Source organism: Mesorhizobium sp. WSM4308, assembly GCF_002294905.1.
Lineage (GTDB): Bacteria > Pseudomonadota > Alphaproteobacteria > Rhizobiales > Rhizobiaceae > Mesorhizobium.
Map to the genome: position 1 here is coordinate 430039 of NZ_NSFW01000001.1, position 14290 is coordinate 444328.

Annotated in this window: 10 protein-coding genes; 5 read left to right on the plus strand and 5 right to left on the minus strand. The window is 64.0% G+C overall.

Annotated elements, in window-relative coordinates:
- Positions 1-2: 2 nt before the first annotated feature.
- The 3 genes from CK227_RS02055 to CK227_RS02065 all read left to right on the plus strand — a co-directional run bounded on the left by CK227_RS02055 (position 3) and on the right by CK227_RS02065 (position 4207).
- The gene (locus tag CK227_RS02055) at positions 3-1106 is read left to right on the plus strand and encodes an alcohol dehydrogenase family protein (RefSeq protein ID WP_095771286.1); all 1104 of its coding nucleotides are present in this window, start codon (positions 3-5) and stop codon (positions 1104-1106) included.
- A 133-nt stretch (positions 1107-1239) separates the two neighbouring features.
- The gene (gene hutH, locus CK227_RS02060; RefSeq protein ID WP_095771287.1) at positions 1240-2736 is read left to right on the plus strand and encodes a histidine ammonia-lyase; all 1497 of its coding nucleotides are present in this window, start codon (positions 1240-1242) and stop codon (positions 2734-2736) included.
- A 400-nt stretch (positions 2737-3136) separates the two neighbouring features.
- Positions 3137-4207: an alpha/beta hydrolase gene (locus tag CK227_RS02065; protein WP_095771288.1), complete on the plus strand. Its 1071-nt coding sequence runs from the start codon at positions 3137-3139 to the stop codon at positions 4205-4207.
- A gap of 70 nt (positions 4208-4277) precedes the next feature.
- Here CK227_RS02065 and CK227_RS02070 read toward each other — a convergent pair whose 3' ends face one another.
- Complete coding sequence (locus CK227_RS02070; protein ID WP_095771289.1) at positions 4278-5717, minus strand: NAD(P)-dependent oxidoreductase; 1440 nt, start codon at positions 5715-5717, stop codon at positions 4278-4280.
- Between the two features lie 220 nt (positions 5718-5937).
- A complete protein-coding gene (locus CK227_RS02075) occupies positions 5938-7284 on the minus strand; it encodes an FAD-binding oxidoreductase (RefSeq protein ID WP_095771290.1) in 1347 nt (448 codons plus the stop codon).
- Between the two features lie 340 nt (positions 7285-7624).
- On the opposite strand from CK227_RS02075, the gene CK227_RS02080 reads away from it, so the two are divergent.
- Together CK227_RS02080 and CK227_RS02085 are read left to right on the plus strand one after the other, a co-directional pair.
- Positions 7625-9481, plus strand: coding sequence for an ABC transporter ATP-binding protein (locus tag CK227_RS02080; RefSeq protein WP_095771291.1), 1857 nt, complete (start codon positions 7625-7627; stop codon positions 9479-9481).
- Positions 9481-11373 carry an ABC transporter ATP-binding protein gene (locus CK227_RS02085; protein WP_095771461.1) on the plus strand — a complete coding sequence of 631 codons (1893 nt, stop codon included), beginning with the start codon at positions 9481-9483 and terminating at the stop codon, positions 11371-11373. Before CK227_RS02080 ends, CK227_RS02085 begins: the two co-directional genes overlap by 1 nt.
- A gap of 27 nt (positions 11374-11400) precedes the next feature.
- Here the strand turns inward: CK227_RS02085 and CK227_RS02090 are convergent, their stop codons facing one another.
- The 3 genes from CK227_RS02090 to CK227_RS02100 form a co-directional block, all read right to left on the minus strand.
- Positions 11401-12183, minus strand: coding sequence for an ABC transporter ATP-binding protein (locus CK227_RS02090; protein WP_095771462.1), 783 nt, complete (start codon positions 12181-12183; stop codon positions 11401-11403).
- Between the two features lie 10 nt (positions 12184-12193).
- Entirely contained in the window at positions 12194-12934 is a 741-nt protein-coding gene (locus CK227_RS02095; RefSeq protein WP_348628951.1) for an ABC transporter permease, read from the minus strand.
- Positions 12935-13079: 145 nt separating this feature from the next.
- Positions 13080-14087 carry an ABC transporter substrate-binding protein gene (locus CK227_RS02100; protein ID WP_095771463.1) on the minus strand — a complete coding sequence of 336 codons (1008 nt, stop codon included), beginning with the start codon at positions 14085-14087 and terminating at the stop codon, positions 13080-13082.
- Between the last annotated feature and the right edge of the window lie 203 nt (positions 14088-14290).

The window sequence follows — 14290 nt, forward strand, 5'->3', positions numbered from 1 at the left end:
CGATGAACGCCATGACCGCAACCGTTCCCCCCACCATGGCCGCCGTGCTGCTCACCGGGCACGGCGGACCGGAAAAGCTCGTCTACCGCACCGATGTGAAAGTACCCTCGCCCGCACCGGGTGAAGTGTTGGTCAAGGTCAGTGCCTGCGGGATGAACAACACCGACGTCTGGGTGCGCCAGGGGGCCTATGGTACGGAGGAGGATGCCGGCGCCGTGTCGACCTGGCGGCGCCAGGGCAACACGCTGACATTCCCGCGCATCCAGGGCACCGACACGGTTGGCACCATCGTTGCCGTCGGCGAAGGCGTTTCGCCGGACCGCATCGGTGAGCGGGTGATGGTCGATTTCTCCATCTACAACCGCGACGACGATTCACTGGCCGACATCGACTATATGGGCCATGGCCGCGACGGCGGTTACGCCGAGTACCAGACCGTGCCGGCGCAGAATGCGCATGTCGTCGACACGGATATGAGCGACGTGGAACTCGCCACCTTCTGCTGCGCCTACCTGACCGGCGAACAGATGCTGGAACGCGCTGGCTTGAAAGCCGGCGAGTGCGTGCTCGTCACCGGAGCCTCGGGCGGCGTCGGCTCCGGCATCGTGCAATTGGCGCGGGCGCGCGGCGCCATTCCCTACGCCGTCGTCGGCAAGGGCAAGGAACAGGCGGTGCTCGACATCGGCGCCGCAGCCGTCATCACCCGTGGCGTCGCCGATCTGCGGCGGGTCGTGGCTGAAGTGACCGGCGGCCAGCCGATCGATGTGGTGGCCGATCTTGTCGGCGGCGCGATCTTCAACGACCTTCTGCGTATTCTGCGGCCCGAAGGCCGCTACACCACCGCCGGTGCGATCGCCGGGCCGGTCGTGCAGCTCGATCTCAGGACCATGTATCTCAAGCAATTGCAGTTGCATGGCTCGAGCCAGGGCACGCGGGCGGATTTCCGCCGGCTCGTCGGCTACATCGAGGCGAAAAAGATCCGGCCACTGGTCGGCGGCGTCTACCGGCTCTCCGATTTTCACCGCGCACAGGCCGACTTCGTCGCCAAGGATTTCGTCGGCAAGCTGGTGGTGGTACCTGATGCCGTCGCGGAGCGGCCGGCGTAGTTCCTGGCCCCCCGCTTTAGCCACCTTCTGCCGCTGTCCCAATGGGAATGGCTTGCAGTCGTGTCCGCGAGCCGTCACAAACGGCGACGCCCGTAGTCATGCTGGGCATCTGGTCGCGGGATACAGGCGAGACATGACAGGCCGAATGATATTGCTCGATGCCAAGCCGCTCGGCGTGGCCGACGTCGCAGAGATCGCACGCCGCAACGCCCGACTGATGCTGGGCGAGGAGGCGATGCGCCGCATCCGGGCGAGCCGCGCCCTGATCGAGCATCTGACCGGGCTTGGCAAGCCGATGTACGGCGTCACCACGGGCCTGGGCGCCTGTGTCGACACGCCGCTCGCGCAGGCGGACCTGATCGCCTTCCAGCACAGCGTACCGCTCAGCCACAGCATGGGCATCGGACCGGCGCTGCCCACCGAGGCGGTGCGGGCACTGATGACCGCGCGCATCTCGGGCATGGCCGCCGGTGGCACCGGCGCGTCCGAGCGCGTGGTCATGGGCCTTGTCGCGGCGCTCAATGCCGGCGTCCATCCGGTGATCCCGACCTGGGGCTCGATCGGCGCGGCCGACCTTGCCCATCTCGGCCATATGGCGAGGTCGCTGCGCGGCGATGGCGAGGCGGAATTCCAGGGCAGGATCATGCCCTCCGCCGAGGCGCTTGCCTTGGCGGGGCTCGAGCCGCTGCACCTGCGCGAGAAGGACGGCCACGCCATCATCGTCGCCAACAGCCTGTCGACCGGAACGGCGTGCCTGTGCCTCGAAGACGTCGCCCATCTCATCGACTGGGCGCTGGCCGCCGTGGCGCTCAACTACGAGGCGTTTCGCTCCTCCCTCACCGCGATCGACGAGCAGGCGCTGGCCGCACGGCCGGCCTTCGGCCAGCGCGAGATCGGCGCGCGGTTGCGCGCGGAGCTGGCGGGAAGCGGCTTGTGGAAGGACAGGGCGGCGCGGCGCCTGCAGGATCCGCTCAGCTATCGCTGCGTGCCACAGGTCTGGGGCGGTCTGCTCAATGCGTTCGAACAGGCGCGGCTGGCTACCGAGATCGAACTGACCCATTCGGGCGACAACCCGGTGATCCTGGCCGACGGCGGTCGGGTGATTTCCAACGGCAATTTCGACCTGACGGCAATGACGCTCGCCTGGGAGCAGCTCGGCCAGGCACTCGCGCATTGCGCGGTTGGCACCGCCAACCGCTGCATGAAGCTGATGTCGCCGACAACAGCCGAACTGCCGCGTTTCCTGTCGGCGAGAGGCGGTAGCCGTCAGGGCTATGCGGAACTGCAGAAGCCCTTGTCCGCGCTGGAAGCCGAAATCCGGCACCTGGCCAACCCGATGTCACTCAGCCCGCTCGCCGTTTCGGACGGCATCGAGGACCAGTCCTCGATGGCGCCGCGTGTGGTGGCCAAGACGGCGGAGATCATCGAGCGCATGCGCTATCTCGTGGCGATGGAGCTGATCTTCGCGGCGACGGGCGTGGAGTTGCGCGGTGTCCTCGACAGCATGGGCGAAGGGCCGCAGCGCACCTTCGCCGCCGTGCGTGCGCTCGTCAGCCCGCTCGACGACGACCGCGAGATGAGCACCGAGATGACGCGGGTGGCGCGGATGGTGGCGGGTCCGCGCCACTGAGCCGACGACCGGTCCGCCACAGTCGGCATCCGGATCTTCCAGCGCGAACCCCAGACGTCCAGCAACCAACGCGCGCGGTCCGCCACCGGGGCCATCGGTGTGTTCGGTCGCCGCAAAACTCATGTTCGGCGCATGCGTGGCATGCAATGCATCAAGACATGAAAGAAGAGATGTTGCGAAATTGCTTGCCGATACGGCATGAGCATATTAGGAATAACAAATTCGTTCTTCCATGAGTTGAAATAACGGAACCTGCGCTTGGCTACTGCAAGCAATTCGGAAGTATCCGAGAGGGCCAAGGCCCCGATATGCGGTTCGCAGACGAGAATGTGCCGCCCCTGGAGTGCATTGCCGAATGTTTGCCTGACCTGACACCCCTGATCCTGTCTGGGAGGAGCCCATGGCCAACACCTACAAGGTCCATTTCGTCAGCAATCGAAACCCCATTGTGAACAGCCAAGGGCGTATCACCGGTTTCGGCCCCAATCTCAGCCAAGCTCAAGGCGTCGATATTCGCTACGGAGAGGTCCAGGTGACGGTCACCGGAGCTCCCAAACAGGGCAAGATCGTGCCTGGTACCCTGGCTGTGTATGACGAGAAGATACTCGTCGAGAAGGGCAAGGCTCAAATTCGCGGAAGCGACCAGATGTTTGCCGCGCTTCATCCGGCGCTCGTTTCGGCAAAGACGATCATCCTGTTCGCGCACGGCTTCTTCAACACCTTTTCCGACAGCGTCGAACGCGCGGCGACGATCCTGAGCTTCTACGGAATAGATGCGGAGATCATCGTCTTCAGTTGGCCCTCTGCCGGCACATTGATCGGCTACCAGCATGACCGGGCAACATCACGACAGAGTGGTCCGGCCTTTGCCCGGGTTATCCGCAGGCTGGTGACGGAGCTTGCCGGGCTTTCCCGGACCGCGCCGCGTCCGACCGTTCACCTACTCTGTCACAGTATGGGAAACTATGTGCTGCGTTTTGGTGTTCAGTCATTGCTGGCGCAGCCGCTAGATACAAATCTCGGTCAGGTTCAACCAACCGCACCGGCCACACATCTTCCGACCATCTTCAATCAGATCATTCTCGCTGCCGCCGACGAGGATTCCGACGCGTTCGACCGGCAGGACAAACTAAAGGCGCTGCCCGACCTAGGGCGCGCCGTAACCGTCTACTATACCCATGAGGATTGGGTGCTGACGTTCCTGAGCGCCGGGATCGAATTCAACGGCCCCCGGCTCGGCGCCGGAGGACCCGACAATATGGCAACCATCAGCGACAAGGTGAGTGCGGTGGACGTGAGCGACGTCGTTCCAGCTGGACTCAACATGGATAGCCATCAATATTATCGGCTCTATACGCCCGTGCGCGACGATGAAGTCGCGGTGCTGGCGGGCCAGGCGCCCGACAAGATCCACAACCGGGCGGCGACGGGCGTTCCACACCGATATCGGATCGAGCCGGCGGTGGGTTGAATATCGAAGATTGCGGCGGAGTGTCTCGTTCAGACCTGCTGGCGTGATAACCCGCTCCGGCAGCGCGACGTTATTGATAAGGGCCTCTGAGGTTGAGTTTCTCGGCCAGAAGACAGAAGCGGTCGATCAGCCGGACATGTTCTTCACCGTGTTCGCCGACAATCGCGCCGCGCTCTGCGGGCGGCGCGTCCGACAGAACCTTCCACAGCCGGCTTTGCCGATCACAGATATCCGCCAGTTCGGAGCAGTCGCTGGCAGTCAATTTCAAAAAATGATCCGCCGTCACCGGTCCAATGCCAGGAGGCGTCGTCGCCCCCAGGGAAAGATAACCCGGCGGCACGGTGCCTTTGGCATTGGTCACCGATTTGCGGCAGATGAGGTCGAACAGCTGGTCGACGGCCTGTTTGGCGCCGGCGACGCGCGACGGATGGTCCGTATCAGCCGCGGCATGCGGCAGAAGTTCAAGTTTGTCGCCGTGCCTCTCGACGAGGTCGAGATAAGGCAGCATCGGGCCAGACAGACGCCCGGTTGAGGCATCCCTGAACAGATCGGCATCGATGGCGGCGTGGCGCACCCGCCCTGCGTCCAGCGCCTCGCCAAGCGCCACAACGTCGACGAGCTCGCCGCGATCGTAGTTGACCAGCACAGCGCCCTTGTTCATGCGGCTCAGAACATCGGCGCCGATGAGCCCGGCATTGGCGTAGCGGCCGGTCTGCGTATCCTGCTTGCCCAGGCCGACATGGACGCTGAGCACATCGGCTCCCTCAGCCGCGTCGGCGAGGTCCGCCGCGAAGGCAAAGCCCTCGGCTTCTACCCAGTCGCGGTGCCGTGGCCTGGCATGGATCACCACGCGCATGCCGAAGGCACGGGCGAGCTTGGCCACTTCCCTGCCGATATTGCCGTAGCCGATGATCGCGATCGTCTTGCCTTCGAGTTTTTCGGTCGGGAAAACACGCAGTTCCCTGCCGGTGTCGAAATCGCCGCGTGCCACCCGGTCGTGAAGCAAGCCGACCGGGAGATCCGGCAGCACTTTCAGGATTGCCTTCATCACCATCTGCGCGGTGGCGCGGCTGTTGATGCCGGGCGTGTTCATCAGCACCGCGGTGCCGCCCTCGCCGCTGCCGCCGCCCCAGGAGCGCGAGCCCATATTGCCGGTGCCGGCTCCAATCCGCACGCCGGCCAGCGCAAAGACGGTTTCGGCAGGCAGGAAGGTCGCTGCGGCGATGACGGCGTCATAGCGGCCGTCGCCGGCGGCTTCGATCAGCTCCTCGCGGGTGCTGAGGTCCGGCTGGTAGAAGAAATGCACCCGACCTCGCTCGAGGCCCGCTTTGTCGCCAAGCGCGGACAGCTGGAAGCGCCCGCCCTTGGCTTCGATATGGGCGCGCACTTCGCCGGGATCAGGCTTGCCGTCAGGTCCGAAGCGCAGGCCGACCAGATCGCTGATCAGCACGGCGTAGGCGCTTTGCGGATCGATCGGCTCGACGGCCTGGGTATTGGTGTTTGCGGTCACGTCGTTTCCCCATGCAAGAACGAAAAGGTTGCCGGTACGGCAGCGCGCTCCGATTAATCAGAACCTATCCGCCCGGAAGGGCGTCAGATCGATCGTCGGCGGCAAACCGGCGGCAAGTTGCGACACGATCTTGCCGGTGACGGCGCCGCCGATGAGGACTTGATGACCATTGCCGAAGGCATGGATGACGTTCTTGGCCCGTGACGCCCGGCGGCCCGATCTAAAGGCTGGGTCCCAGCTTGATCGGGCTGCCGTCGCTGAAGCGGGATTGACGGAACCTGTGAAGATCATGTCCGATCTCGTTTCCCTGGACGAGGTCGGACACGACACGGCCCATCCCGGGTCCGATGCCGAAGCCGTGACCGCTCATTCCGGTGGCGATGACGAGACCCGGAATTGCGGCGGCACGATCAACGACCGGCACGACATCCGGCATCGCATCGATCATGCCCGCCCAGGTCGCCTTGATCGGCACCGTCTTGAACTGCGGGAAAAGTGCCGAGAATTCGCGCTCGATATCGCGCAATGCCGAGGCTTTGGGGGCGGGATTGAGGATGCGCATCCGTTCGAACGGGCTTTCCTCGTCCGCGTTCCACCTGCGTGGGGTCGACCAGCCGTCCGGATAGCCGCGCGGCGCCGCCGGCAGGTAGGAGGTGCCAAAAGGATTCGCCATCAGAGCGGGAACGTATTTGGTCGCATGACGAAAGGCGTCAGGCCCGACATAAAGCTGACTGGTGCCTCCCGATGCCAGCGTGTAACCGCCATCCTGCCTGCGCCGGAATGCGATATGGTCGTCGGCCACGGCGCCCGAATGGATTTCGGGCATGGGTCCGGTCGCAGCGACGGTCGCCCTGACGCTGAGCTGCGGGATGGATACGCCGTGCGCGCGCAGGAAGAGCGACGTCCACGCACCGCTCGCCACGACCGCGCTCGAGGTGGCGATACGGCCCTGCTCGGTCCAGACCCCGCTGACGCGTCCAGCCGATATGTCGAGCATGCGCGCCGCACAATTCTCGATGATGGTGACGCCCTCCCGCGCGGCCAGGCGGGCAAGCGCTGAAACCGCGACCCAGGGCTCGGCGCGCATGTCCGATGGGGTGGTCATCGCACCCTTGAAAGAGCGCGACATGGCCGGGATCAGCTTGGCCGTCTCACCCTGGCCGAGGAGACGCGTGTCGACGCCGTGTACGTGAGCGATCTTCAGGAACTTCGCGAAGCCGGCCATCTCCTTGTCGGTTCGGGCGAGGTAGGTAACGCCCGTCTGCTTCAGTCCGATGTCCTCGCCGCATTCCTCGGCCAGTTGCCGCCAGAGGCGTTGCGCTTCGATGACAACGGGCAGTTCATCGGCATCGCGGCCCTGCTGCCGGATCCAGCCCCAGTTCCGCGACGACTGCTCGCCGGCGATGCGGCCCTTTTCCAGCAATGTCACCGAAATGTTGCGCCGCGCCAGGAACAAGGCCGTGGTCACGCCGATGACGCCGCCGCCGATGACCACAACCTCCGAAGCCTTCGGCAACGGTGCTTGAAACTGGATCGGCATCGCTTCGGTGAAGGGAAAACTTGTCAAGGAAGACTGCCCTCTTGCTTTTTGTCGGCCCTGGCTGCTTCCGTGCCGGCGACGCGTGACAGACCTGATAGTCCGTCAAGGCTGGGTCGAGCTGGAGAATCTGCGCGTCAATGCAATGAATTGTTTATGCCAGCAAATGTCGCCTCGACACCCACATGACCTTTGCCGACAAGACCGAAGCGCCCGGCGACGACCGACGGCGGCACCGTATGTCAGGCACAGCGCGATGCCGCCATTGGCCCCTTGAAGGGTCAAGTCGGACACGCGTAACATCTCGTCATCAGAACTGAGTCTGCTTAATGCGTCCGGGCTAATGTCCGGATTGGACTGGATATTTTCCTTGCCGACGGATGCAACCAGCGGCGCGGCGAAGCGCGGCAAATCGTTTGCCCATGTGGCGGAAGCCTCCTGGGGCAAGGGCCTCAGCACCTTGCTGCGCATCGTGCGCATGACGCTGCGCCATCCTTGGCAGGTCGCCATCACCCTCGTCTCGACCTTCATCGCCGCGACGCTGCAGCTTTTCATCCCACGCCTGCTGGGACGCGCGATCGACCAGGCGCAAGGCGTGATGGCCGCGGGTGCCGGCACTGTCGCGGAACAGGCGCTGTGGCACACAGCGCTGACGCTGCTCGTCGTCAGCATCCTGCGCGGTCTCTTCACCATGGCGCAGAACTATTATGGCGAGGCCGTCGGCCATCAGACCGGCTATCAATTGCGGCTCGCCTTTTACGAAAAGATCCAGCGCCTGAGCTTCTCCTTCCACGACAAGGTCCATACCGGGGACCTGATCACGCTCGGTCTGCTCGATCTCGACGGCGTGCGCATGTTCTTTTCCACCGGCATCCTGCGCGTGGTGCTGCTCAGCGTGCTGATCGGCGTCGGCGCCTATCTCCTGATCAGCACCGACCTCGTGCTCGGGCTGCTCAGCCTCAGCTTCGTGCCTTTCGTCGCCTGGCGATCCTCGGTGACCCAGCTCAGATTGCGCAGCACCTGGCTGACGCTGCAGGAGCGGCTGTCGGTGCTGAGCCGGGTGATGGACGAGAATCTGGGCGGCATCCGTGTCGTGCGCGCCTTCGCGGCGCAGCGCCATGAGCTCGCAAAATTCGACCGCGCCAAGCAGGACGCGCTGGAGCTGGCCAATCAGCGCGTCGACATCCGCGTCTCCAACACCAGCGCCATGAACTTTTCCTTCCTGGCCGCCATGGGGCTGGTGCTCTGGTTCGGCGGCCAGAAGGTGATCGCGGGCCAGATCAGCGTCGGTACGCTGGCGCAGTTCCTCACCTTCATGACCATCCTGCAGATGCCGGTGCGCCAGCTCGGCCTGATGGTCAACTCGTTCGCGCGCGCCTCGACCTGCGGCACGCGGCTGTTCGAACTGCTCGATACCGAACTCGACATCGAGGATGCGCCCGACGCCAGGGAGCTCGTCATCACCGAGGGCGTGCTGTGCTTCGACAATGTCGGCTTCCGCTATGAAGGCGCGGGCGATCGCCCGACGCTGTCCGGCATCTCTTTCGAGGCCAGGTCCGGCGAGACGATAGGGATCGTCGGCCCGCCCGGCAGCGGCAAGTCGACCATCGCGCATCTGATCCCGCGCTTCTACGACGTCACCTCGGGCACGATCACCATCGACGGCCAGGACATAAGCAAGGTCACGCTACAATCGCTGCGCAAGGCGGTCGGCGTGGTGCAGCAGGACGCCTTCCTGTTCACCACCTCGATCGAGAACAACATCGCCTATGGCAACCCCTGGGCGCGCGAGACCCGCATCGGGCAGGCCGCCGAGTATGCGCAGTTGCACAACTATATTATCGGGCTTCCGGCCGGCTATACCACGGTCGTCGGCGAACGCGGCGCGTCGCTTTCCGGCGGCCAGCGCCAGCGCCTGACCATTGCGCGCAGCCTGATGCTGCGGCCATCGGTTCTGGTCTTCGACGATTCCACCGCGGCAATCGATGCCGGCACCGAGCAGCGTATCCGCTCGGCGATGAAGCGTTTCGCCAAGGATCGCGTGACGCTGATCATCTCGCACCGGCTGAGTTCGCTGATGCATGCCGACCAGATCCTGTTCGTCGAGGGCGGCCGCATCGTCGAGCGCGGCACGCATGAGGAGTTGCTGGCGCTGGGCGGTCACTATCGCGCGCTTTACGACCTGCAGCTGCGGCCGGACAACGACCGGCTCGAGGGAGCCGCATGATGTCGACGCAGGACGACGACGAGAAGGACGACAAAAGCGGCCGGCCGACCAAGGCCGTCGTCGGCTCGCATCGCGACGAGGAAGAGGTTTTCGGCAAGGCCTATGATCCGCGCATCATCAGGCGCATCTGGAGCTTCGTCAGACCCTATCAGGGCCGGATCTTCATCTCGGTGGCGGCGGTGCTGGTGTTCACGCTGACGCAGCTGGCGATCCCGCTGGTCATCCGCTATGCCATTGACCACGGCATGGCTGCGGGCAGGCTCGACCGCTCGGTGATGATCTCCGCGATCCTCACCTTCACCGTGATCATCCTGATCAACTACGCCGCAAGCCATGTGCAGGAAAGCGTCGTCGGCAAGGTGGCCGAGAATGTGCTGTCCGACCTGCGCCGCGCCATGTTCAGCCATTTGCAGCGCGTGTCGCTGAGCTTCATGGACAAGACCGAGGTCGGCCGGCTGATGTCGCGCCTGCAGGGCGACGTCAATTCGATGCAGGAATTCCTCGAAACGTCTGTCATGTCGGTGGGCGACATCGTGCTGCTGTTCGGCATCGTCACCGTCCTTTTGTGGCTCGATTTCCGGCTCGGACTGCTGACGCTGTCGACCATGCCGATGCTGTTCATCGTGCGGCTGTTCTGGCTGCCGCGCGCCAAGGTCGCCTTCATGGCGGCGCACGAAACCAATTCCATCGCCAACGGGGCACTCGCCGAAGGCATCCATGGCGTGCGCACCGTGCAGAGCCTGGAACGCCAGCACGTCAATTTCGACCTCTATGACGAGAAGGTGCTGGCCAACCTCAACGCCCATCTGCGGTCGGCGAAATATGCGCAGGTGATGGTGCCGATCGTCGACACGCTGACCGGCATCGCCATGGCGACGGTCATTGTCGTCGGCGGTTCGATGGTGCTGTCGCACAGCCTCGATGTCGGCGTCATGGTAGCGTTCCTGTTCTATATCCAACGCTTCTTCGACCCGATCCGTTCACTTACCATGCAGTACAGCGTCATGCAGCGCGCCATGGCCTCCGGCCAGCGTATCTCCGAAGTGCTCGACGTGCCGGTGGATGTCAGCGACAAGGACAATGCGGTGGCCTTGTCGCGCGATACGGACGGCTCGGTCGAGTTCAGGAACGTCACTTTCGGCTACCGGCCGAACCAGCCGGTGCTGAAGAACATCTCCTTCCGCGTCAATCCGGGCGAGACGGTCGCTCTTGTCGGCCCGACGGGATCGGGCAAGTCGAGTTCGATGGCGCTGGTGCACCGCTTCTACGACGTCTGGTCGGGGCAAGTCCTGGTCGGTGGTCATGACGTGCGTGACCTGACGCAGGATTCGCTCGGCGACCAGGTGGCCATGGTGCTGCAGGAGCCGTTCCTGTTCTCCGGCACGGTGCTGGAGAACATCCGCTACCACAAGACCGGCGCAACCCGCGATGAAGTGGTGCGCGCCGCACAAGCGGTCGGCGCGCACGACTTCATCGAACAGTTGCCCGATGGCTACGATACCGAACTCGAACAGCGCGGCGGCAACCTTTCGCTCGGCCAGCGCCAGCTCATCAGTTTCGCGCGAGCGCTGGTGGCCGACGCCAAGATCCTGGTGCTCGACGAGGCTACGGCCAGCATCGATTCCTACACCGAGATGCTGATCCAGAAGGCGCTGATCAAACTGCTGGAGGGCCGCAGCGGGCTGGTCATCGCCCATCGGCTCGCTACTATTCGCGGCGCCGACCGCATCATCGTGCTGCAGAATGGCGAAATCGTCGAAAGCGGCAACCACGAACAGCTGATGCAGAGGAAGGGCCTCTACGCCCGCCTCTACAACATGAACTACGCTTCGTTCGACGACATTGCGGAAGGCGAGTTGGAACTGGACGCCGCGGTCGGCAAGGCGACGTGAACGGCGCCTGCAAGTGGCCGCAATCGTCTACGCCATTTCGGGGCGTCTTGATGCCTCGCGGATCGCCTTGTGCACGCCGCGCTGCAGATCCATGAAGGCCGGGGTCTCCATCACCTCTTCCCGGCGCGGCCGCTCGATGTCGACGTTGAAGGTCTGCATGATGCGTCCCGGCCCGATCCCCATGACGACGATGCGGTCCGACAGATAGACCGCCTCCTCCACATCATGCGTGACGAAGAGAACGGTCAGCCGGTGTTCCTCCCAGATCTGGGTCAGCAGTTCCTGCATCTGATGCCGGGTCAAGGCATCGAGCGCGCCGAACGGTTCATCCATCAGCAGCATCTTCGGCCGATAGGACAGTGCGCGCGCAATGGCGACACGCTGCTTCATGCCGCCCGACAGTTCGGACGGATAGCGGTCGGCGCTTTGCGACAGCTTGACGAGGTCGAGATGCTCGAGCGCGATCTCGCGGCAGGCCGTGCGATCGTAGCCGGCGGCCTTGAGGGCGAACTCGATGTTCTGCCGCGCCGTCAGCCAGGGCAGCAGCGTGTAGGACTGGAAGACGACGCCGCGGTCGAGACCCGGCTGCAGGATCGGCGCGCCATCGATGCTGAGATCGCCGGCGTCGAAGTCCTGCAGCCCTGCAACGATCGACAGCAATGTGCTCTTGCCGCAGCCCGACGTGCCGACGAGCGAGACGAACTCATTGTCGGCAAGATCGAGGCTGATGTCGCGCAGCACTTCCGTGCGCCGCTCGCCGGTGCCGAAGCTCTTGTCGAGACCGGCGATGCGCAATTTGGGAACAGTCATCGGCGGTTCCTCATTGCGAATGGCCATCCTGCCGGAACAGAACCTTCTCCAGCGCCTTCATGACCTGGTCGGTGATGAGACCGAGCACGCCGAGGAGCAGGATGTAGCCGATGATGGTGTTGGTCTGGAAATAGCGCTGCGACACGGTGATACGATAGCCCAAGCCGGATGTCGCCGCGACAAGTTCGGCAAGCACCAGCCAGGTCCATGCCCAGCCGAGGCTGATGCGAAGCGTATCCCAGATGCCCGGCAGGGCGCTGGGCACGACGATGCGCGTCAGGATCTTGCGGTCCGGCAGGCCGAGCGTGCGGCCAAGGCCGATGAAATCGGCGGGAACCCGTTTCACATTGTCCATGATCATCAGCACCTGCTGGAAGAAGGTTCCGATGAAGATGATCAGGAATTTCTGCGTATCGCCGGTACCGGCCCACAGGATGGAGAGCGGCACGAAAGCGACGACCGGCATGTAGCGGATGAAATCCACCAGCGGCTCGATACCAGCCTCCCAGGAGCGGAAGCTGCCGATCAGCACACCGATCGGAATGGACAATGCCGAGGCGATGAGGAAGCCGATGGAAATGCGATACGCCGAGGCCGTGAGGTCCAGCCACAGCGTGCCGTCGGCGGCGAGCTTGGCGATCTGGGTCGCAACGCTGCCGGGCGACGGCAGGAAGATGGGCTTCACCCATTCCAGCCCGGTAGCCGCCCACCAGGCAAGGCCAAGCCCGACAAAGACGGCCACCGCGATCATCAGGAAACGCGACCTGGCGATGGGCGCGCCGATCCCGGAGGATCGGCGGCGCCTGGCCTGTTTCGTGACCGCCTTTGGCGCGGCCGGGCCGGTTTTCGCGGGGGGCTCCGCGGACATCTGCGCTACCACCGCGATCCGGCCTCTATCATTGCGCCGCCTTGACGAAGGACGGATCGATCATCTGTTCCGGCGTCACGTCGGCCTGCAGCAGCTTGGCGTTCTTGGCGGCCGCTTCGACGTCGGCGAATGTCTTGGTGGTGAAATCGCCGGTCAGCGCCGTCTTGTTTTCGGCGAGTGAATAGTAGCGCACGCCATCGAAAGCGGTGTTCAGGTCCTTGACGTCGGAACCGACCGCCTTGGCGATGATGGCGCGGCCGCCGGGTGTGTCTGCATGGTAATCCTTGAGTGCGGCGTCCCAGGTCTTGATCATGGCCAACACCTGGCCGGGCCGCGACTTGATGACCTCGTCGCGCACCACCAGCACGTCGCTGATCAGGCCGGGATCCTCGCCGGCGGAAAACAGCAGCTTGACGTCCTTGTTCTGCGCCATGGCGACGGTGAGGTAGGGCTCGTAGGTGACCGCCACCGGCACGCGGCCGGCGATCAACGCGCCGCCGGCGTCGGAGGCAGGCATCGGAACCGGCTGGACGTCGGCGATCGACATGCCATTCTTGGCGAGCGCGTATTTGAGCAGGATATCGCTGGTCGTGCCTTCCTCGAAAGCAACCTGCTTGCCCTTGAGGTCGGCGATGGAGGTGACGTCCTTGCCGGCGATGATGGCGTCGGCCGTCATCGAGACGTCGAGCAGCAGCACGATCTTCACCGGCAGGCCGGCGGCCACCATGCCCATCGCCGTGTGGGTCGCGATGTTGGCGGCGTCGAGCTGGCCGCTGGCCAAAGCGGCGTTGATGTCCTTGTCCTCGGCAAAATTGACGATCTGGACGTCCGACAGGCCGTTCGTCTTGAACAGGCCCTTGGCGTCGGCGACGTGCCATTGGCCGTAGCCGAGCCAGGGCTCGATGCCGATCTTGAACGGTCCTGCCTCGGGCGTCGCGGGAATGGCCGCGTCGGCCGCGTGGGCCACTGGCGCGGCGGCGAGCCCGATGGCGGCGGCCATCATGAGCGCGCGAAATTGTCCTGCTAGGTTACGCATCATCTCAAGTTCCCCTTGATGATCAGACCGCTTTTTTACCCAGGCATCCGGTCTGGTGAGACTGCGGGTTTCTGCTCTTGCGGCACTGTGCCTCGGCGTCTTGCCCACCACTTCGTGGTGAAGTGCAGGGATATTTCAGCGTCCGCGGGAGCAGATGTCAAGGCTAAAATACATACATGCATATACAAGTTGGTACGGCTCAA

What these genes read in the sequence shown, in the direction of transcription:
- CK227_RS02055 (WP_095771286.1), top strand. Translation starts at nt 3, where the DNA reads ATGAACGCCATGACCGCAACCGTTCCCCCCACCATGGCCGCCGTGCTG.
- hutH (WP_095771287.1), top strand. Translation starts at nt 1,240, where the DNA reads ATGACAGGCCGAATGATATTGCTCGATGCCAAGCCGCTCGGCGTGGCC.
- CK227_RS02065 (WP_095771288.1), top strand. Translation starts at nt 3,137, where the DNA reads ATGGCCAACACCTACAAGGTCCATTTCGTCAGCAATCGAAACCCCATT.
- CK227_RS02085 (WP_095771461.1), top strand. Translation starts at nt 9,481, where the DNA reads ATGTCGACGCAGGACGACGACGAGAAGGACGACAAAAGCGGCCGGCCG.
- CK227_RS02090 (WP_095771462.1), bottom strand. Translation starts at nt 12,183, where the DNA reads ATGACTGTTCCCAAATTGCGCATCGCCGGTCTCGACAAGAGCTTCGGC.
- CK227_RS02095 (WP_348628951.1), bottom strand. Translation starts at nt 12,934, where the DNA reads ATGATCGCGGTGGCCGTCTTTGTCGGGCTTGGCCTTGCCTGGTGGGCG.
- CK227_RS02100 (WP_095771463.1), bottom strand. Translation starts at nt 14,087, where the DNA reads ATGCGTAACCTAGCAGGACAATTTCGCGCGCTCATGATGGCCGCCGCC.